The sequence below is a fragment of the Pseudomonas sp. PB120 genome (assembly GCF_009761815.1).
GTDB lineage: Bacteria > Pseudomonadota > Gammaproteobacteria > Pseudomonadales > Pseudomonadaceae > Aquipseudomonas.
The window spans coordinates 21,276-39,813 of the sequence record NZ_RWIN01000015.1; the positions used below are offsets into that span (position 1 = coordinate 21,276).

General features: G+C 57.8%; 19 protein-coding genes. 10 read left to right on the top strand and 9 right to left on the bottom strand.

Going from position 1 to position 18,538, the window contains the following annotated elements:
- Positions 1-142 precede the first annotated feature (142 nt).
- Positions 143-433, top strand: coding sequence for a hypothetical protein (locus tag EJA72_RS01800; protein WP_157709829.1), 291 nt, complete (start codon positions 143-145; stop codon positions 431-433).
- 53 nt (positions 434-486) lie between these two features.
- On the opposite strand, the gene EJA72_RS01805 is transcribed toward EJA72_RS01800, so the two are convergent.
- A complete protein-coding gene (locus tag EJA72_RS01805; protein ID WP_157709830.1) occupies positions 487-1,338 on the bottom strand; it encodes a LysR family transcriptional regulator in 852 nt (283 codons plus the stop codon).
- Positions 1,339-1,456: 118 nt separating this feature from the next.
- Between EJA72_RS01805 and EJA72_RS01810 the strand changes: the two genes are divergently transcribed.
- Positions 1,457-2,341 (top strand): NAD(P)-dependent oxidoreductase, encoded by an 885-nt coding sequence (locus EJA72_RS01810; protein ID WP_157709831.1) that lies wholly within the window; start codon positions 1,457-1,459, stop codon positions 2,339-2,341.
- Between the two features lie 35 nt (positions 2,342-2,376).
- Here the strand turns inward: EJA72_RS01810 and EJA72_RS01815 are convergent, their stop codons facing one another.
- Both EJA72_RS01815 and EJA72_RS01820 read right to left on the bottom strand, forming a co-directional pair.
- Positions 2,377-3,147, bottom strand: a complete 771-nt coding sequence (locus tag EJA72_RS01815) for a class II aldolase/adducin family protein (protein WP_157709832.1) — start codon at positions 3,145-3,147, stop codon at positions 2,377-2,379.
- A 51-nt stretch (positions 3,148-3,198) separates the two neighbouring features.
- Entirely contained in the window at positions 3,199-4,038 is an 840-nt protein-coding gene (locus EJA72_RS01820; protein WP_157709833.1) for a TauD/TfdA family dioxygenase, read from the bottom strand.
- Between EJA72_RS01820 and EJA72_RS01825 the strand changes: the two genes are divergently transcribed.
- From EJA72_RS01825 to EJA72_RS01835, 3 genes are all read left to right on the top strand, one after another.
- Positions 4,022-4,930: a TetR/AcrR family transcriptional regulator gene (locus tag EJA72_RS01825; protein ID WP_372240663.1), complete on the top strand. Its 909-nt coding sequence runs from the start codon at positions 4,022-4,024 to the stop codon at positions 4,928-4,930. The two genes, EJA72_RS01820 and EJA72_RS01825, sit on opposite strands and share 17 nt — an antisense overlap.
- A 224-nt stretch (positions 4,931-5,154) precedes the next feature.
- Entirely contained in the window at positions 5,155-5,406 is a 252-nt protein-coding gene (locus tag EJA72_RS01830) for a hypothetical protein (protein ID WP_157709834.1), read from the top strand.
- 129 nt (positions 5,407-5,535) lie between these two features.
- Entirely contained in the window at positions 5,536-6,117 is a 582-nt protein-coding gene (locus EJA72_RS01835) for a hypothetical protein (protein ID WP_157709835.1), read from the top strand.
- Here the strand turns inward: EJA72_RS01835 and EJA72_RS01840 are convergent.
- On the bottom strand, positions 6,094-7,197 hold the full coding sequence (locus EJA72_RS01840) for an acyltransferase (RefSeq protein WP_157709836.1): 1,104 nt from the start codon (positions 7,195-7,197) through the stop codon (positions 6,094-6,096). The two genes, EJA72_RS01835 and EJA72_RS01840, sit on opposite strands and share 24 nt — an antisense overlap.
- A 232-nt stretch (positions 7,198-7,429) precedes the next feature.
- Between EJA72_RS01840 and EJA72_RS01845 the strand changes: the two genes are divergently transcribed.
- Both EJA72_RS01845 and EJA72_RS01850 read left to right on the top strand, forming a co-directional pair.
- Positions 7,430-8,464 (top strand): sensor domain-containing diguanylate cyclase, encoded by a 1,035-nt coding sequence (locus EJA72_RS01845; protein ID WP_157709837.1) that lies wholly within the window; start codon positions 7,430-7,432, stop codon positions 8,462-8,464.
- A 642-nt stretch (positions 8,465-9,106) separates the two neighbouring features.
- A complete protein-coding gene (locus EJA72_RS01850; protein WP_157709838.1) occupies positions 9,107-10,006 on the top strand; it encodes a LysR family transcriptional regulator in 900 nt (299 codons plus the stop codon).
- 28 nt (positions 10,007-10,034) lie between these two features.
- Here the strand turns inward: EJA72_RS01850 and EJA72_RS01855 are convergent, their stop codons facing one another.
- The 4 genes from EJA72_RS01855 to EJA72_RS01870 all read right to left on the bottom strand — a co-directional run bounded on the left by EJA72_RS01855 (position 10,035) and on the right by EJA72_RS01870 (position 13,443).
- Positions 10,035-10,784: an SDR family NAD(P)-dependent oxidoreductase gene (locus EJA72_RS01855; protein ID WP_157709839.1), complete on the bottom strand. Its 750-nt coding sequence runs from the start codon at positions 10,782-10,784 to the stop codon at positions 10,035-10,037.
- 192 nt (positions 10,785-10,976) lie between these two features.
- On the bottom strand, positions 10,977-11,807 hold the full coding sequence (locus EJA72_RS01860; RefSeq protein WP_157709840.1) for an alpha/beta fold hydrolase: 831 nt from the start codon (positions 11,805-11,807) through the stop codon (positions 10,977-10,979).
- A gap of 113 nt (positions 11,808-11,920) precedes the next feature.
- Positions 11,921-12,358, bottom strand: coding sequence for a VOC family protein (locus EJA72_RS01865; protein ID WP_218574345.1), 438 nt, complete (start codon positions 12,356-12,358; stop codon positions 11,921-11,923).
- A gap of 173 nt (positions 12,359-12,531) precedes the next feature.
- A complete protein-coding gene (locus tag EJA72_RS01870; RefSeq protein WP_157709841.1) occupies positions 12,532-13,443 on the bottom strand; it encodes a LysR family transcriptional regulator in 912 nt (303 codons plus the stop codon).
- A 107-nt stretch (positions 13,444-13,550) separates the two neighbouring features.
- Between EJA72_RS01870 and EJA72_RS01875 the strand changes: the two genes are divergently transcribed.
- Both EJA72_RS01875 and EJA72_RS01880 read left to right on the top strand, forming a co-directional pair.
- On the top strand, positions 13,551-14,666 hold the full coding sequence (locus EJA72_RS01875; RefSeq protein ID WP_157709842.1) for an alkene reductase: 1,116 nt from the start codon (positions 13,551-13,553) through the stop codon (positions 14,664-14,666).
- Positions 14,667-14,859: 193 nt separating this feature from the next.
- Positions 14,860-16,338: a DUF1254 domain-containing protein gene (locus tag EJA72_RS01880; RefSeq protein WP_157709843.1), complete on the top strand. Its 1,479-nt coding sequence runs from the start codon at positions 14,860-14,862 to the stop codon at positions 16,336-16,338.
- A 696-nt stretch (positions 16,339-17,034) separates the two neighbouring features.
- On the opposite strand, the gene EJA72_RS01885 is transcribed toward EJA72_RS01880, so the two are convergent.
- A complete protein-coding gene (locus EJA72_RS01885; protein WP_157709844.1) occupies positions 17,035-17,448 on the bottom strand; it encodes a PaaI family thioesterase in 414 nt (137 codons plus the stop codon).
- 278 nt (positions 17,449-17,726) lie between these two features.
- On the opposite strand from EJA72_RS01885, the gene EJA72_RS01890 reads away from it, so the two are divergent.
- Positions 17,727-18,533 carry a lytic transglycosylase domain-containing protein gene (locus tag EJA72_RS01890; protein ID WP_157709845.1) on the top strand — a complete coding sequence of 269 codons (807 nt, stop codon included), beginning with the start codon at positions 17,727-17,729 and terminating at the stop codon, positions 18,531-18,533.
- The last annotated feature ends 5 nt before the right edge of the window (positions 18,534-18,538 follow it).

The following is an 18,538-nucleotide window of genomic DNA, read 5'->3' on the forward strand; positions in this document are numbered from 1 at the left end:
GATGCAGCCAGTGGTCGTGGCATTTCGCTGATCGAAAGCGGGTGGCTAAACTTATTAAATCGAGGTCAATTGAAACCTGGACGATAGCCGTTACCGGCGAACCTTTATCGGCATCAAGACGGGCCGCCCAAAGGAGACGATCATGTATGCAGTCATAAGAACCTACCTGGGTACGGGCGCAAAGCAGCTTTTCGAGGAGTTGGAAGCGCGCCATGCCGACGTCGAAGCGACCCTGCGGGCGGTGCCAGGTCTCGTCAGCTACACACTGCTCAATACGGGTGATGGCGGTACGGCAGTGACTGTCTGCACGGACAAGGCCGGCAGCGATGCGAGCTTGAAAGTCGCACGTGACTGGATTCAGAAAAATGCATCCCACATCCACGCGAACCCGCCGATCGTGACGGAGGGTCCGGTTATTGTGCAGATCAACTAGCGCAACCACCCGCTGTTGTGGGTGATTGCCTAAATCGGCGCCACACCTGCCACTCAGTCGCCCCCAAGCATTTCGACGGCTAGTTCCGCAAGCGCACGCAGCCGGTCCATTTGCCGCATATCCTGGTGATACCCCATCCAGATATCTCGACCGGGCGGCGCTTCCTCAACGTCAAGCAGCCGAAGCGCAGGCAACTGGTCACCGAGTGCGCGGGGCAGCACGGCGACACCAAGCCCGTTCGCACACATCTGCGCCTGAACCGTGCGACTGCTGCTAGTGAAAACGGTTCGGGCCCGTGGGTACAACTGCTGAAGCCAAATCACATCGGGATAATGGGCCTGGGCAGTATTCATGGTGATCAAGCCAAGGCCTTCGCCACCTGCCTTGGGAGACGGCATCGCCGCCCCGGTATACAGGCCGTAGGGCATCGTTGTCAGGCGGCGCTGAACGATGTCGGGTTCGGTGAACGGGACGATTCGGAACGCAATGTCGGCATCCCTTCGCGTCAGGTCGAACAGTCGGTGCCCGGCCATTATTTCGGGGACGATCATCGGGAAGCGCCGCGACAGTTCACAGAGCACGGGCGACAGCACATAGCTGGCGAACCAGTCTGCGGACGAAATCCGTAACAGGCCTTCGGGTTGATCGCTATCGCCCGCCAGTTGCCGCTCAATGCCCAATGCACTGCGTTCCATTTCTTCAGCCAGGCACAGGATTTTCTCGCCACTGTCAGTGAGTACCAGCCCTTGTCCCGTGCGACGGAAAAACGCTTGACCACCCGCTTCTTCAAGCACATGAAGGCGCCGACCGACAGTGGGATGACTGACGCCCAGTTGCTTCGCTGCCCCGCCCAGTGATCCGCTTCGGGCAATGGCGAGAAAGACGCGCAAGTCATTCCAGTCCATGGCGCACCTCGTACAAAAATGAACGCCGAGGTTGCAGCAATGGCACTCCCCTCGCAAGCCCCCCGCTCGCACACTGGGCCCCACTTTTTTGCGCAGCATTCCATAAAGGGGAAAGCGAATGAACATTGGGTTTATCGGTGTCGGCAGCATGGGCCGGGCAATCATCCCGGTGCTGATCAAGGCGGGCCATGAGATCTTTGCGTGGAATCGCAACCGCGACGCGCTGGCTGGCCTGCCGGGCGTGCGCGTGCTGGAGTCTCCAGCGGCGGCGTTCAAGGAGGACATCGTCATCAGTCTGCTGGCGGACGATACAGCGGTGCGGGAAGTGCTTCTGTCTTGCGATGCATTGCAGGCCGCGGACAAGCATTGTGTTCATATCGTGATGTCGACGCTTTCACCCCGGTTGATGGAGGAACTGCAAACGCTCCATGCCCAACGGGATATCGGGTTGATCGCCGCGCCGGTGTTGGGTGTCCCTGCGGTGGCGGCCAGGGGTGAACTGAATATTTTGGTCGCCGGGCCTGAGGATGCCATCGCTAAAGCCCAGCCCGTCTTTGATGTGCTTGGAAAAAAGACCTGGAGGCTGGGCAACCATCCTGTTCATGCCTGCATCGCAAAGATCGCCGCCAACATGATGATCACCCAGGCCATCGAGTCCCTCGCCGAAGCGAACGCCCTCGCCGACCACTACGGGCTGGCGCCTGCGGCGTTTACCGACGTGGTGACCCAGACACTGTTCGCCTGCCCCAGTTATCAACGTTACGGACAGAACATCGTGAACAGCCACTATGAACCGGGCTTCAAGCTTTCGTTGGGCCTCAAGGACATCAATCTCGCGCTCGATGCCGCAAGCCCCAAAGGCCTCGGTTTGCCCGCTGCCAGCGTCGTGCAATCGAGAATGATGGCGGCTGTGGCCCAAGGGCTGGGAAACAGGGACTGGTCGGCATTCGCTTCCGTGACAGCCCCGATGCGCGTGCAGACGGACGACGAACAAGCGACGTGAACATCTGCCACGCCGCCGTGATTGACGAGGGATTTTTACTCAAGAACCGTTGGATCGCGCCGGATTTCCTCGCGGGCCATGGCTTCCCACAGGAACGGGAAGCCATTGGCATCGGTGCGTTCCCCCGTAGCGAGCGCGACGCTGGCGGGCAACGGTGAGCCGCCGCCCAGTGTTTCGACATGCCAGGCCAGGCGACTGCGCCACTCCAGCGTGATGGCGCGCAAGTGTGCCTGGCGAATGCCGTTGGCTACCACCAGTACGCCGTGGTTGGCGAGCAACGCCCATTTTTGCGTACCGAGGGCGTCGACGACGGCGCGGCCTCGTTCGGTGTCTTCCACCGTGCCCTGATACTCGTCATACAGCACCGGGTCAGAGTCAACCAAGGCAGACGTCTGGTCATAGATCGGCGGAATACGCCCGGCCACCGACCACACGGATCCCCACTGGGGATGGTTGTGGATGACCACGCCGACATCATGCCGGGCGGTGTGCACGTCGATGTGCAGGTTGATCGCCGGGGTGATGTTCCACTCCCCCTCGATCACCTTGCCTTGTTGATCAAGGCGCAGGATATCCGAGGCGGTCACTTCACCCCAGGTCAGTTCCCACGGGTTGGCCAGGTAAGTGCCGTCGTCCTGGCGAACGGTAATGTGACCGGCAATGTGATCGTTATAGCCCTCGCGATACAACACCCGACACAGCAGTGCCACGCTCTGGCGGGGTGTCAGTTCGGGCAGCAGCGCGTAGCGACCTGGCTTGGGTGCGTAGCGGGCCAGCAAATCCTTGTTCAGCGAATCCTTCAACATAGCGGTTTCCTCTTGAGCGACAGTCGCAAACGGTGATGACCCATCAATACATCAGGCGTGGAAAGGCCCGCGAGCGAAGACCGAGGTGCGCTGCATGCGCCGTTGGTGCGGTTGATAGTCCAGGATGGCGTTGTGCAGCACGCTTCGGTTGTCCCAGAGCACCATGTCGCCGACACGCCAACGATGGCGGAAACCGAATTGAACGTGTTGGCAATGCGCATGCAGGTAGCCAAGGATGGCATCGCTCTCGGAAGTGGCCAGGCCGTCGATATGGGTGGTGTAGGTCGGGCTCAGGTACAGCGCCTTGCGACCTGTTACCGGGTGCTGAATCACCAGCGGATGCAGGTGCCGTCGGTTCCCGCTGATGACCTCCACATAGCGCTCGTGTGTGACGACGTTTTGCCGTAGCGCTGCGGTCATGGGGCCGTTCATGTCGTGCCAGGCGCTGAGGCCTTCGAGGTAGTGCTTCATGCGCTCGGACAGCGCGTCGTAGGCCGTGGTCATGCTGATCCAGCAGGTGTCTCCGCCACAGGGTGGCAGGATCTGCGCATGGGTCATGGTGACAATCGGTGGGCTGGGCAGAAAACTCTCGTCGTGGTGCCACATGTCTGCACGATCACCCAGTCTGGAGTCGATCACGGTGATCTGTTCAAAGCCCTCACCCAGGTTGGGATAGAAGGTGTGCACTTCCGGCTCGCCGAAATACCGCGCAATCGCCAGGTGTTGCTCGGGACTTAGCCCCGGGACGTGCAGGACGAGGGCTTCATGTTTGACAAGTGCCGCCTCGATGGCGGCCAGGGTTTCTGGCAAAACGACTGAAGCAGAATCCAGGTCGAGCACTTCGCCACCCAGGCTTGGGCCAAGGGGCAAGACGGTGAAAGATGAAGACATGGGCAATCTCCCGGCAGGGTTGGAACATCCGATCTTATGGGGCGTATCACTACGCGTTTGGACGTTGTCTGATCGACGAAAACGATCATACTCACGGCGCAACGGCTCGAATATTCGCATTCGGCATGCGACCAAAACCGCTAGCAACCGATTGATTCAATTGATAATTAATTGTTTTTTGGTGCGACGTAAAATGCAGCACTCGGATTTCATGAACAAGAAAGGCGTCGAAACCACAATGAGCTCAAAGTCCTCACCAGAGCAGTTACCCGCGTTACGCAAACGACCGACCCAGTCACGCTCTCGCGCACTGGTCGATGCCGTGGAACAGGCGTGCCTGCGGATACTGGATGAGGCCGGGGAGGAAGCGCTGACCGTCGCCCGCATCGCAGAAATATCCGGGGTCGCGGTCGGCTCGATCTACCAATATTTCCCCAACAAGGACGCGATGGTTGCCTTGCTGTACGAGCGCATGCTCGACGAGGAGTCCGAGGAACTGTTGCGGGTGCGCGAAAAGCTGGTGGGCGTGCCGTTGAAAGAGGCGCTGCGCGATATTCTGGCCAACATCATTCGTGTCGAAACACGCCTGTTCAAACTGAACAAGGCCTTTCACTTGCGTTACCACTCTGCCCTTCACCTGGGTATGTGGCGCGGCCCTTACCGCACGACCGCTGAATTCATCGAGGCGACCTGGCTGCCGCTCCTGCATCTGTACGAGCACGAGATCACCACAGAGCACCCTGCCCTGGCGGCTTATTTGCTCGGGCAGGGGCTGCGCAGTGTTATCCGGTCGGTATTGGAGGACATGCCGGCGCAGCTGGAGCAACCGGCCTTGCTCGATAGTCTTGTTGCCATGGCGGTTGGTTGTTTACGGCCGTCGGGAGTTGATTAACACACTGACCTTGCGCGGCCCTTTGGCAAACGCTTCTCGGCAAGGCAGAGAGAACGTCGGCTTTTCCGGATGATCGATCAACCGCTTGGCGTCGGCTTCATGCTGCGCTTGGAATGCGATCTACAATCATGGGGCATTCCCTCACCTGTATTGCTCCCATTCAAGCGAAAGAAAAATCAGCGGTACCGAACAATCCCGGTACCTTGCCCGCAGGAGATCATTTCATGCCCACTCTTCGACTTTGCGCTTTGATCGCGGCGACCTTGCTGGTGTGCTCGGCGGGAACCACTTGGGCGACAGAGCAAGGTCAACAGCGACGTGCTGCACGAGACGTTCGCCAGGAAACGCGCCAGGATGCGCGCCAGACCAAGCAGAACTGCCGCGCGGCCGACCAGCAAAGCAACTCCAAATGCCGCCAGACCAAACGCCAGACCAAACAGCAAGGGCGGGAAAGAGCCCGGGACATCAAATACTGAGTCGCGCGCCAGTCCGCGAACAGGACCGCCAGAGAACCGTCAGAAGCTGACCTTGCACGTCGGCTTCACGACGACCACTTTTGCGCTGCTATGCTGATAGCTACTGTTTCTAAATTCGAGACGAGCAGCATGGCAGAACAAGGCAATCATTCCCCGTTCATGTTCAAGGCTGCGGCCTGCTCGGCCGGGATTTGCCTTGTCGCTGGTGCTTCCATAAAACTGCTCGACACTCACTTCAACACGACGTTGTGGGCCGATACCACGGCCTGGCTGCTCCGTCTTGGAGATTGGGTGTTGCTGGAAACGTCAATGCCGAACTGGGCGCTGGTGATGATCATCGCGATTTTGATCAGCACGCTGTCTGTCGCGATTTACTACGCCCGCATCACGGATGGCGCCTATAGCGAGTTACACGAGATAGAGCGAAAAATTTACAAAAAGAACAACCCTCAGTTTCCGCAGCTGACCGATAACGAAACGCTGCTGATGGAAGCGCTGGCCTACCATGCGAGCTTCAGAAAAATTGCAAACCTGGACTCGCTTTGCAAACTTGTCTCACTCAGTACGTTAGAAGTCGAAATCGGCCTGAAGCAACTCCAGGCCAAACGTCTGGTGAAGCATCAGGTGACAAGGGGCACGTTCGGCTACACCACGTTTGAACTTACGTTGGCAGGTAAGGATTATGCGTTAGAGCGACTTGCGCTCACTTAATGTCGGCACCAGCGTCGCCTCTGAATTGGCTTCACGGTTGCCATACGCCGCAAAATACTGACTTAACTGACGCCCAAATCGAATACAGGGCTTTTCAACGACGTACCAGGAAATACTGGCCAACGCCAAAGCAGCGGCAATCGAAACAGCCTGATTTTCATGAATGCTGAAAGCCGGAAAGACGGCGACTACGGCCTTTTGTATGGGCCATCCGAAGACATAAACGCCATACGAAAAGTCGCCCGGTAACCGCAATGCCTTGATGGGGGCAGTAGTCATCAGCCAAAGCGCCGTCATCAAGAATGCCGGATAAAACACAAACTGGAACGCCGGCCCGTGCCGGCAGATCCAGGCAAAGAGAATCAAGCCGCAAACGATACTGAAGTTGATACTTGCCTGGTCTTTATAAAGCGCAAGAAGCGCGCCAAAGGCAAAAAAGGCCGGCAGGCGACCGCCAATATCCACGTTCATCAGGCCAATCACTTCAACTTCGTCTGGCAATACGATTGAAATGACAAGTATTGCAACGAGCACCACCGTCGCAAAAATCTTATGACGGAATACCCCGCAGAGCCCTGCTGCCAGCAGCATCGCGTACATGATCAGTTCATACCGGATCGTCCAGATAGATCCGTTGGTCAGCGGGTTGTTGGTGTGTTCAAACACACCAGGCAACGAGTACTCGACGTAGGGGTGCCGAAATATGGCTGCAAAAACAGAGCTGTCAGCAAAATAACTATTCAGCGGCAGTGTGGTGAGCATCGGTCCAAGCAGGAACACGCAAGCGACCGCGCTAACGAGGACGGCCGGGAACACCCGGAAAAAACGAGCCAGAATGAAACTCAGTGGAGAGCTATTAGTGAGCCAGCTATTGGTAACAAGAATGCCGCTCAGGAAAAAGAAGAATTCAACGGCCAGCGATCCAGAATAGTCGAATCCAAGCAAACCCCTGATGGGCTCTGTCGTCACCGGCCCGGGAACAAGCGCATAAGCGTGCCCCCAGATGACCGCACATGCCGCGACGAGGCGGAGCAAATCCGCATTGTTATTATCCCTGTGCAGAGCGTTATTCAGTTTCATTGAATGGCTCTCGGAATGGTGCGCAATGGCAGGCAATTTGCCGGTTACGCTGGGTGTACCCGATACGGTCTGAGTGTAGACGGCACATTAACGCGACTGCTGAACATGAAAATAAAGTCATGTTGCCGGGTGCAAGGCCACCCTCACGCCGCCTCGAGACCATCGCCGCCATATTCAGTAATCCGCCGATTAGTCGATAATTGATTTACCCCTTAGCGATCGGCACGCCTCAATGGATCAGATTCTTTCTCTTCTCTCCGATACCCTTCCCAAAGCGCAAACCCTGGAGCAGCTCACACGCCCCCTGCTGGTGCTGCTCAGCCAGATCACTGGCATGGAGTCGACCTACCTGACGACCATCGATACCGACGAGGGCGTCCAGCGTGTCGAGTTCGCTCGCAACGTCGGCGACATGGTGATTCCTGAAGGGCTGGTTGTGCCTTGGGCCGATACGCTGTGCAAGCGGGCGCTGGACGAGAATCGCATGTACTCGGACAACGTTGCCGAATGTTGGGGGGATTCAGAGGCGGCCGCGGCCTTGGGCATCCGGACTTACGTGAGCGCGCCCATCAGATCCCAGGACGGGCACGTGCTGGGGACGGTATGTGCCGCCAGTTCGGATCAGGTGGCCCGCTCTTCTGAAGTGGAACCCTTGCTGATGCTGCTGTCCGGGTTGTTGGGATATGCCCTTGAGCGCGGGCTGCTTGTTGAACGACTCCAGGCTGCCAACGCCGAATTGACCAAACTGGCCCTGACAGACCCGCTGACCGGCCTGTCCAACCGGCGTGCCATTCTGAACGAGGCCGCGCGCCTGTTCGCCCTGGCCCAGCGGGAGCACAAATACATCCTGATGGGTGTCATCGATCTGGATGGGTTCAAGTCCATCAACGATACCCGCGGCCACCTGGCCGGAGACCAGTTACTGCGTGGCGTGGCCGCCCAACTGCAGCACGCACTCAGAAGCAGCGACATCATCGGGCGTACGGGCGGTGATGAGTTCATCGTGATCGCGCTGGGCACACCCGCCGAACACTCGGACCCGGAAAAAGACCGGCAACATGCCGCCGAATTGCTTCAGGATCGCCTGTCCAAAGCGACAATTGGACGCTATGAGCTGGGCCACGGTCTGGGGGACGTTGAATACACCGGCGCGAGTGTCGGGGTTGTGGCTGTGATGCCGGGTAGCGTGACCGTGGACGAGGCCACGAAACTGGCAGACCGCGAAATGTATAAGGTTAAACAGCAGCGCAAACATCAGCGATTGTAAAAAAGATAGAGGAAAGCTGATTGCGAGTGATCGAAGCCCGGGAAGACCGGGTTGTGGGTGCCGTGCTGGGTGAGTATCTCTCCAGCAACGACCGATGACGGCTCCGGGCTTCGAACACTCAAGTGGTGGTCTCAATAGCTTCTGGGCGACTCGTTATCTCCAGTTAGCTTAAGCAACTTTCAGTCATCGTCAGCGAATTGTTCGGTGGCTAAAGGTGCGTCGGGATGCATCGAGTGAGAACTGTTTCGCCCGACGGCCTGGGTATACCCAAATGCGTCATCGTCAGCGAATGGCCCGGCTGCCAACGGCGCGTTGGGGTGCATCGAGTGTGATCCATTTCTCCCGACGGCCTGGATGTATCCCGATGTGTTGTCGGCCGTGGGTTCGCTCGTGGTGCTGACCCAGTTTTTCGGTGTAGATGAGTCTGCAAACGCGGTCTGGCAAGCTACGGTGAGTAGCGCTGCGGTCATCGCGCTCAGTAGGATAGTGCTCATTGTCGTACGCCTCCGTTAGAGTCGCACCACGCAGTTTGAACCTCTGAGCAAACAGTGTGACGGTAGGTGACCGACGGCTTTTAATGCTAATCGTCGGTGTTCACTTACTAAACTGCCACCCACCTCACCTCACCGGGCCCCACGAAACATGAACCAATTGTTAGCCATTCGCGTGTTTGCCCGCGTCGTCGAGGCCGGGTCGTTTGTAAAGGCAGCCGACTCACTGGAAATGCCCAAGGCCACCGTCAGCAAACTGATACAAGATCTGGAAGGCTTTTTACGCGTGCGCTTGCTGCAACGTACCACCCGTAGCGTGACCGTCACCCTAGACGGAGCCAAATACTATGAACAAACCGCGCGCATCATCAGGGACCTGGAAGAGATCGACGCCGGCTTTCAAAGTGCGCTGTTCAATCCTCGCGGCAAAATCCATGTCAATGTCGGCGGCTCCGTGGCGACCGCGCTGATCATTCCGGCCTTGCCTGAGTTTTTTGCACGGTTTCCCGACATCGAGATCGAACTGGGTGTGAGTGATCGGCATGTCGATCTGATCAGCGACAACGTCGATTGTGTCATTCGCGGTGGCGCCATCCAGGAACAGTCATTGGCGGCAAGGTTCCTGGGGCAAGCGTCCTGGACCACCTGCGCATCACCCGCCTATCTGCAACGCTTCGGCACGCCTGGCCACCCGTGGGATCTGGAGCATGAACATCGCATCATCAGCTATCACTCGGCTCGAACCAGTCGAGTGGTACCGGCCGTTTTTCAGTGCGGCGACGAGAAAATCGAAGTGATCGGCAAGGGTGTACTGAGTGTCAATGAGAGCAACGCGCACATTGCTGCCGGGCTGGCGGGCCTGGGTGTGATCCACACGTTCAATTATGCGGTGCAACCCTTCATCGAGACCGGGGCGCTGGTGCCCGTCTTGCAAGACTGGCGCCCTGCCCCGTACCCCTTTCATGTGGCTTACCCACCCAACCGCAATCTCAGCAATCGGGTGCGCGTTTTCATCGACTGGCTGGTGGAGCACTTTTCCACGTTAACGTGAACAAGCCCGCCAGTGTTAGCCTCGGTAATCAGATCTGTGCTGCACCACCGTCAACGAACAGTTCGATGCCGTTGATGAAGCTGCTGTCATCCGAGGCCAGGAACAACACGGCCTTGGCGACTTCTTTCGGATCGCCCAGACGCCCCATTGGCACCAGACTGGCCAGATGCGCATGCAGGCCATCAAGATGTTCTGCCGGCACCAGGCCTGCCAGGCCAGGGGTGGCGACAGGGCCAGGGCTGATGGCGTTTACACGGATGTTTCGCGGCTTCAAGTCCAGCAGCCAGGAGCGGGCGAAGTTACGCACGGCGGCCTTGCTCGCACTGTAGACACTGAAGTTTTCGGTGCCTTGGGTGGCGGTGGTGGACGCGGTCAGGATCACAGAGCCCCCGTCCTTGAGTAGCGGAAGCGCTTTCTGCACAGTAAAGAGCAGGCCTTTGACGTTGACGCTGAAAATGCGGTCGAAGTGCTCTTCCGTGATCGAACCCAGCGGCAGCATATCGCCGCCACCCGCATTGGCAAACACGATATCGAGATGCCCGGCCTTCGCCGAGATCACCGAGAACACCTTGTCCAGATCGGCCAGATTGGCCACATCGCCCTTGATCCCGACCGCCTTATCGCCAATCAAAGCAACCGCTGCGTCCAGTTCCGCCTGACGGCGGCCCGTGATGAACACCGTAGCGCCCTGCGCGGCGAACTCTTGTGCTGAGGCCAGGCCAATGCCGGTGGTGCCGCCGGTGACCAGTGCAACTTTACCTGCCAGTTTGTGGCTCATCGTTGAATCTCCGATTGATTGCATAGTGGGAATTTCAGCTCGGTGTTTCGAACCGGTGAAGCCACTCTATGCTTGCGGATTGCGCGGAAAAACAGGATGAATCCGATTTCTATATCCATGGACATGGATAATTAGAATGCACAGACAAGGGGAGAAAGTCGGGGCAGGATTTCACCCGCCCCGGAGGGTGGCCTAGCCTCGCAGAAAAGCGAGCAAATCGGCGTTGATGGTATCGGCGTTCGTTGTAGGCATTCCGTGTGGGTAGCCCGCGTAAGTTTTCAACGTGCCGTTCTGCAACAGTTTGGCTGACAAGGGCCCGGAGTCTTCATAAGGCACGATCTGATCATCATCACCATGCATCACCAACACGGGGATCGTGATGCTCTTTAGATCGTCGGTAAAGTCGGTCTGGGAAAAGGCCACGATCCCGTCATAGTGAGCAATTGCGCAGCCCATCATGCCTTGGCGCCACCAATTCAAGATGGTGCCCTCGGACGGTTTTGCACCTGGGCGGTTGTAACCGTAGAAAGGTCCCGCAGGAATGTCGTGGTAGAACTGTGCGCGGTTGGCCTTCAGCTGTGCCTGCAGATCATCGAACACCGACTTCGGCAAACCGCCTGGATTGCTCGGGGTCTGGACCATCAGCGGTGGCACGGCGGCGATGATGACGGCCTTCGACACCCGGTCCTCGCCATGGCGTGCAATGTAATGGATGACTTCGCCACCGCCAGTGGAATGCCCCACATGGGCAGCCCCCTGCACGCCAAGATGGTTGACCACGGCCGCGACGTCATCGGCATAGTGATCCATGTCGTGCCCGTCCCAGACCTGACTGGATCGCCCGTGACCGCGCCGGTCGTGCGCAATGACCCGGTAGCCGTTCGCCAGGAAAAACAGCATCTGCGCATCCCAGTCGTCCGCACTGAGTGGCCATCCGTGATGAAAGAAGACCACCTTGGCGTCGCGTGGCCCCCAGTCTTTGTAAAAAATCTCGACACCGTCCTGCGTAGTGACATACCCCATGTTCGCATCTCCTGTATGAAATGGAGGTCACGATCAGAATCGTGTTCTGATCGTGACCGTTAAGGTCATGGCTTGTTTGGAGCGGAATATGAGCATAGGCGAACTGGCGAAAATCAGCGGATGGGCGCCTTTATGCTGATGATTTCAACGATGACGCCCGGGGCCAGTGATACCCACAGCTGAACGTCATTGCCGTCGTTGGGTGCATTGACTTCATAATCGAGGCCGTGGGCTTTCACGCGGTCGAGCACGAAGCGCCACTCTTCAAAGTCGGCGACACGCAATGCAATGTGGTCGATCCGGGGCGACACCTTCCCGGCCGGTAACCCGCCTGTGGCCTGGGATAGATGAATCAGCGGCCGACCCTGGCTATACAACCAGGCACCCGGCACCCGAAAGTCGGGGCGGTGCCCGTTAGTGAATCCCAGCACGCCGGTGAAAAAGCCAACGGCTTTGCCGAGATCCGCGATGACGATGTTGACGTGATCCAGATGCATGAGGATGCCCTGTGATGCCAATGAAGTGATCCATTGTGCAAACACGGCATGCATTTGAAAATTTGCCTGGCCATTGATGGATTATCAAAAATTTTGGAAATATCCACACACCAATCCCTGTAGGAGCGAGCTTGCTCGCGATGGACGCTAACGATTACGCGTGTGCACAGGTTAAACGTGGAGGTCTCAGGTCCATCGCGAGCAAGCTCGCTCCTACAGAGTCGGTGTCACGACGCAATCTCACGGGATGCTTGTTCGAAACGTTCACTCAAAAAATCCAGCAACGCCCTCACCCGTGGTGCCAGGTAACGGCTGCGCGGGTAAAGCGCATGCACCGGCGCTTCGACCGATTGCCATTGCGGCAGCACCAGGCTCAAGCGCCCCGCCGCCAGGTCAGCGCTCACGTCCCAGATCGACTTGAGCACGATGCCGTGACCATCGATCGCCCATTGGCGGGCCAACGCGCCGTCGTTGGTTTCACGCGCAGCCTCCATGGGCACCTTGAACAGCATCGTTTCCTTGCCACGGTGCAAGCGCCATTCGCTGGACCACCCCGATTGGCCGGCGACAATGTGATCGAACTCGACCAATTGATGCGGGTGATCAGGCGTGCCCTTGCGCTGCAGATAGCTGGGTGCGGCGCAGAGTACGCGGCGATTGGCGGCCAGCGGTCGTGCGATCAACGAGCTGTCTGGCGGCACGCCGAAGCGGATCACCAGGTCGACATCGTCGGCGATCAGGTGCGACAGCGAGTCGGACAACAGCAACGCCGGAACGACCTGGGGATAGCGGGCTGTGAACTCGTCGAACCAAGGGTTCAGCACATGCCGGCCGAAATCCGAGGTCGCGGACACGCGGATCTTGCCGCGAATTTCTTTTTTTTCCGCGGACAACGCCGCTCGGGCATCGTCCAGCGACTGCAACGCGTCACGGCAATGTTGCAGATAAATCCGCCCCTCATCGGTCAGCCTTAACTGCCGCGTGGTGCGCTCGAACAAACGCGTGGCGAGAGATGCTTCAAGCTTGAGCAAACGAGCGCTGGCGGCGGCTGGCGACAGGCCGAGCTTGCGCCCTGCCGCCGAGAGCCCACCCAGTTGGGCCGCTTCGACAAACAGGCGGATCGCTTCGAGGTTATCCATCATTCTTCCAGTATTTTTGAAAATCCATCAAAGACTAGCCTAATTATCAAATCTCATCCCCGGTTGCAGACTGAGCCCATCAACTCATCAGCCCAGGAACTGACACCATGACCACTTTATTTACACCGATCACCTTCGCCGGCCTGAATGCCCCTCACCGGGTCGTGATGGCGCCCATGACCCGAGCACGCAGCAGCCAGCCCGGCGACATCCCTAACAGCCTCAACGCGCAGTACTACGCACAACGTGCCTCGGCGGCATTGATCGTGACCGAAGCCGCGCAGATTTCCCCGCAGGGCAAGGGTTACTCCTTTACACCCGGCATCTACAGTGACGCGCAAGAGCAAGGCTGGCAGCGCGTGACCGAGGCGGTGCATGCCGAGGGTGGCCGCATCTTCCTGCAACTGTGGCACGTCGGGCGCTTGTCCCATCCAGACTTCCATCAGGGCGAGCTGCCGGTGGCGCCGTCCGCTGAACCGTTTGAAGGGCAAATCTGGAAAGTCGACCCTGTCACTGGACTGGGCGGCATGCACGATTCACCGACACCCCGGGCGCTGACCCGGATCGAGATTGCGCAGATCGTCGACGACTTCCGTCAGGCCGCACGCCGCGCTATTCGCGCCGGTTTTGATGGTGTGGAAATCCATGGGGCCAATGGTTACCTGGTGGACCAGTTCCTGCGCACCACGTCCAACACACGGACCGATGAATACGGCGGTTCACGCAGCAATCGCCTGCGTTTTCTCAAGGAAGTGGTCGACGCGATCAGTGACGAAATCGGCGCCGAACGTACGGCCATCCGCCTGGCACCGTTCCTGACCGCCCGTGGCATGGCCTGCCCGGACATCCTCCCGACCATCCTTGAGGCAGCCGAGTATTTGCAGGCCAAAGGCATCGGCTATCTGCACCTGGTCGAAGCGGACTGGGACGATGCGCCGGTGTTCACCGAATCCTTCCGTCAGGCGATTCGCCAACGCTTCAGCCGCCCGATCATCGTCGCTGGCAACTACGATCGCGCACGCGCCGAGTGGGTCATCAGCAAAGGCTATGCAGACCTGGTGGCGTTCGGCAGACCGTTCGTGGCCAACCCTGATTTGCCGCTGCGCCTGGAAGAAGACCTGCCACTGGCGGCCCTTGATCCCGCCACCCTGTTCGGCGGCACTGCCCAGGGATACAGCGACTACCCCGCCCTCACCCGCGGAGAAACCCAGTACGCGCTTTGATCACTGGCCTGCTGGCCGCGAACAATGGGGGGTGCCCATTGTGTGATTAAGCGTTCTACGCACATGGGGTTGGCGTGGCAGCTGCTGAAGGTGGATTGAACTACCCTCATTTGAAACGGGTGAGTCGCTGTGGTGCGATTCACCCACAGGCGAGCGGCAGTCCACGGTAGGCAGCTTTAACAAAGAGGGCCCTATGAAATCACCAGCACGCAGGATTTTTTACAGCACGCTGTACAGCGCCATTGTTGTCGTACTGCTGGCGGGCTGTGGCGATAAGAATGAACCGGAGAAGCCTGCCGTTCAGGCCAGCCAAAAGTCCGCCACTGCAGAGCCCGGCATGTCCGAGACTAAAGCCATCGCTGAAGAGGCGTTCATCTACGGCCTGCCTATCGTGATGAACTATGCCGTCATGAATGATTTCACGCTGAACAAGAACTCAGGGCAATACAAGGGTCCGTTCAATCAAATCAAGAGTGACGCGCGCGTCTTTACCTACGAGGATACCGCTGTCGTTACGCCGAACAGCGATACGCCCTATTCCATGCTCTGGCTCGATTTGCGTGCTGAACCCATGGTTATCTCGGTGCCGAACGTCGACAAAAGACGCTATTACTCAGTACAGCTTTGCGATGGAAACACTTATAACTTCGGCTATATCGGTAGCCGCGCGACTGGAAGTAAATCAGGCGATTATCTGGTCGTCGGCCCTGAATGGAAGGGTACGGTACCGGCGACAATCAAAAAAGTTTTTCACTCGACAACGCCCTTTGCCCTCACTATTTTCCGCACCCAGCTATTCAACGCTGCCGATATGCCAAGTGTTGTGAAAGTTCAGGCAGGCTACAAAGCGCAGCCACTTTCTGCGTTCCTGAAACAACCCGCTCCGGCCGCCGCCCCTCCTATTGATTTCCCCTCGGCGACAACAAAAGGTATCAAGGACAACTTCTACGAATACCTCGACGCCGCACTTCAGTTCGTGCCGCAAACCTCAGTCGATAAAGACGTCCGCGCACGGCTCGCCAGCATCGGCATCGGCCCCGGAAAAACCGTTGAATTAAAAGATCTCTCCCTGGAACGCAAAGCCGCCGTTCTGCTCGGCATGAAGGAAGGTGACGACAAAGTATCGGCGTATCTTGCGAGCGGGATGAAGGAAATCAACGGCTGGAAAGTGGGTTCACTGATGGGGGACGAAGCTTTCTATAACGGAGACTGGCTCAAGCGTGCCGCTGCTGCAAAGGCCGGCATTTACGGCAATGATGCCGCCGAAGCGATGTACCCGATTGCCCGCGCGGATACGAAAGGTAAGGTACTGGATGGCAGCAAACACAATTACACCCTCACCTTCCCTGCTGGCCAACTCCCCCCGGTCAATGCCTTCTGGTCGGTAACGATGTATGACGGCAAAAGTCAGCTGCTGATCAAAAACCCGATCAATCGCTATCTCATTAACTCGCCGATGTTGCCCGTCATGACGAAAAACCAGGACGGATCGCTCACCCTTTACATCCAGAAAAGCTCTCCCGGAAAAACGAAAGAAGCGAACTGGTTGCCCGCGCCCGATGGGCCCATCTATCTCGTCATGCGTCTTTACTGGCCGAAAACCGGCGCGCCCTCCATTCTTCCGGCCGGGTCCGGTACTTGGGCACCTCCGGGGGTTGTGCAAGCGGAATGATGCACAAACACCGCGCTAATGGTCACTCTGACAGGCCATTTTTTCCCGGCATCATTAGCTTGGTCGGTACCTGAAAAGTGCTGCTCAGTGTCGGATGCAGCCTTCACGACAGGCAGATAGCGGCCAGAAGCGGTCAGTCAGAAATCGTCAGAATGCGGTTCAGAACATGAAGACTCAGCTCGATAATCGCTGTGCGTCAGTGCCAGTCTCTAAAACAGTGTATGCATTGACGCGCACGCCAAGTCCTCAACTGCCCTCCGCAGAATGAGCAGTGGGCAAGCTTTGCTCGCACAGGGGCTTCATCCGATGGTGGAAATACTCCCAGACAACATCCGGATCAATATTTTCTCGGCGGACTATTTCATCTACTACTGCCTGATCACCCTTCTCGTGGAAAACCCCGATGATCGCTAGTGTTTCAATTGATGGACAGTAAGCAGTAATTGACTCGCCGCATCGATTACAAACGCGTTGACCATAGCCAGTAATCATAAATTCGTTTCAGTCCCTGGAACTGGAGATGACCTTTTTACTAGATGCTCAGTGCACTGACAACGTCCGCTAAGGGTCGTTTTCTGCCACTCGCGATAGGCAGCAATCGGCCAGAAACAGTCATTCAAAGAGATTCGAAAACACTCGCCCACTGAGCATCATGACTCAGCCTAATGACTCCCCATGCCTCGATAAATACGCATTTCAACTCATCGGCACAGCGAACACCGCGCTCGCGCGCGCAACGGTTCGCTCACCTACATGCAAGCTGACCGCAGCAAACGCCAGTTGACGTCCTTTTTTAGAGTACTCAAGACGCACTTCCAGCCACTCATTGATGTGTACTGCGCCGAGATAGTCCAGGGTCATGCTCGCCGTGATCAATGGTTGCGGAGGGTCGCTGGAAAATGCCATGGCGTAACCCATACCCACATCGGCCAGCGTCGCCAATACACCACCATGCAAAGTGCCGCGGCCATTGGCATGTCGTAAGTCCGTCAGTAATCCCAATTCCAATTGCAGTCCGCTGCCCCTCGCGTAGATCGGGCCAAGCAGATCAAGCAACGGACTACTGCGGGAAAACGGGGTGAAGCCCTCAGGAATTGCGGCGGTGTTCATGGTCTCTCCTTGTGCCGGTTACTAACCGGCGTCATTGACCTGAATACTTCAATTCAACTTGAGGGTTTATGAGTAATCGCGCAGTGGGGCAAGGACTATGCGTGTGTGGAATTTGCCTTGATAAACGAGCGCCCTGGGGCCGCCGGCAGCCCGTACGTCAACGCAACGTTCAAAGGCTCGTTACGAGGGGTATAACTATCAGATCCAAAAGAGGGTCACCGTGAATGACCCTCCAAAGGCAGCGCCCAGACCAGGCGCCCCAAGCGCGGAGTAATGTGATGAGTTCCAAAGCACGGCGATGGGCGCGCAACAGCTTTCTTGGCGGCATCGAGCTGGCCTTGCTGATTGTCCCATTGTGCGCGAGCGCCGCGTTCAAGTGCCAAGCCAGGGACGGAGCCATCAGCTACACCAACCACACCATCGCCGGCGCCCGATGCACTCGTATGAATGGCACGGCGGGCGGCGGTGTCGGCGCCAAGGCATTGGTCCAGCCACGCGTTGTGAGGAGCGATGACCCGGGTGCGATGCGGATTCGGGTGTACACCTTCATGCACAACGGTGTTCGTCAGTACGTGAGCCGACGCCCCGAAGGGATCTCGGCACGGGTCGATGTCCTTGAGGTTTATCACATCAAGGGCTGCTATCTGTGTGCGGCGCCGAGGGGTTTCAAGGTCGCTTCGCTGCGCCTGGACACGCACTCCTATCGGCGGGAGATCGAAGCCGCGTCAGGTCATTATGGTGTCGACAGGGAGCTGATCCGCGCCGTGATACATGCGGAATCGGCATTTCGCCCCAACGCCATTTCCGATAAAGGCGCCCAAGGACTGATGCAGTTGATGCCCGCCACGTCCGAGCGCTTCGCCGTGGACAATCCCTTCGACGCAGGACAGAACATTCGTGGCGGTGTGCGCTACCTGGCCTGGCTGCTCAAACGCTTCAATGGCAACCAGAGGCTGGCATTGGCAGGCTACAACGCCGGCGAAGCGTCCGTGGACCAATACAACGGGGTGCCGCCGTACGCCGAAACGCAATCCTACGTCACCCTTGTGCAGTCCTTGACCGAACGCTATCGCGACCGTCGCTGATACCG

Coding starts and splice junctions, on each gene's coding strand:
- EJA72_RS01800 (WP_157709829.1), top strand. CDS start 143: ATGTATGCAGTCATAAGAACCTACCTGGGTACGGGCGCAAAGCAGCTT.
- EJA72_RS01805 (WP_157709830.1), bottom strand. CDS start 1,338: ATGGACTGGAATGACTTGCGCGTCTTTCTCGCCATTGCCCGAAGCGGA.
- EJA72_RS01810 (WP_157709831.1), top strand. CDS start 1,457: ATGAACATTGGGTTTATCGGTGTCGGCAGCATGGGCCGGGCAATCATC.
- EJA72_RS01815 (WP_157709832.1), bottom strand. CDS start 3,147: ATGTTGAAGGATTCGCTGAACAAGGATTTGCTGGCCCGCTACGCACCC.
- EJA72_RS01820 (WP_157709833.1), bottom strand. CDS start 4,038: ATGTCTTCATCTTTCACCGTCTTGCCCCTTGGCCCAAGCCTGGGTGGC.
- EJA72_RS01830 (WP_157709834.1), top strand. CDS start 5,155: ATGCCCACTCTTCGACTTTGCGCTTTGATCGCGGCGACCTTGCTGGTG.
- EJA72_RS01835 (WP_157709835.1), top strand. CDS start 5,536: ATGGCAGAACAAGGCAATCATTCCCCGTTCATGTTCAAGGCTGCGGCC.
- EJA72_RS01840 (WP_157709836.1), bottom strand. CDS start 7,197: ATGAAACTGAATAACGCTCTGCACAGGGATAATAACAATGCGGATTTG.
- EJA72_RS01845 (WP_157709837.1), top strand. CDS start 7,430: ATGGATCAGATTCTTTCTCTTCTCTCCGATACCCTTCCCAAAGCGCAA.
- EJA72_RS01850 (WP_157709838.1), top strand. CDS start 9,107: ATGAACCAATTGTTAGCCATTCGCGTGTTTGCCCGCGTCGTCGAGGCC.
- EJA72_RS01855 (WP_157709839.1), bottom strand. CDS start 10,784: ATGAGCCACAAACTGGCAGGTAAAGTTGCACTGGTCACCGGCGGCACC.
- EJA72_RS01860 (WP_157709840.1), bottom strand. CDS start 11,807: ATGGGGTATGTCACTACGCAGGACGGTGTCGAGATTTTTTACAAAGAC.
- EJA72_RS01865 (WP_218574345.1), bottom strand. CDS start 12,358: ATGCATGCCGTGTTTGCACAATGGATCACTTCATTGGCATCACAGGGC.
- EJA72_RS01870 (WP_157709841.1), bottom strand. CDS start 13,443: ATGGATAACCTCGAAGCGATCCGCCTGTTTGTCGAAGCGGCCCAACTG.
- EJA72_RS01875 (WP_157709842.1), top strand. CDS start 13,551: ATGACCACTTTATTTACACCGATCACCTTCGCCGGCCTGAATGCCCCT.
- EJA72_RS01880 (WP_157709843.1), top strand. CDS start 14,860: ATGAAATCACCAGCACGCAGGATTTTTTACAGCACGCTGTACAGCGCC.
- EJA72_RS01885 (WP_157709844.1), bottom strand. CDS start 17,448: ATGAACACCGCCGCAATTCCTGAGGGCTTCACCCCGTTTTCCCGCAGT.
- EJA72_RS01890 (WP_157709845.1), top strand. CDS start 17,727: ATGAGTTCCAAAGCACGGCGATGGGCGCGCAACAGCTTTCTTGGCGGC.